Source organism: Bradyrhizobium sp. S69 (assembly GCF_009766005.1).
In the GTDB taxonomy this organism is placed as follows: domain Bacteria; phylum Pseudomonadota; class Alphaproteobacteria; order Rhizobiales; family Xanthobacteraceae; genus Bradyrhizobium.
Window position 1 is genome coordinate 1 of the sequence record NZ_LMUK01000056.1, and the last position, 204, is coordinate 204.

A 204-nucleotide genomic window follows, 5' to 3' on the forward strand; every position below is an offset into this window, starting at 1 on the left:
ATCCCCGAACCGCTGCTGCGCGAGTGGCGCGAGATCGGCGCCAAGGGCCGAGCCGCTCGCATGGCCTGGGCCGACCGCGTCAAGGCGGCTCCGGCCGAACTGCGCACTGAATTCGAGCGTCGCAACGACGGCAAATTGCCCGCAGATTGGCAGACCGCGATCGCAGCGGCCCGCGCCGAGTTCATCGCAAGCGGCAAGGAAATG

Annotated in this window: 1 pseudogene; it reads left to right on the forward strand. The window is 68.6% G+C overall.

From position 1 onward, the window contains the following. Positions 1–204, forward strand: a pseudogene (locus GSQ88_RS30510) (transketolase); the annotation flags it as partial.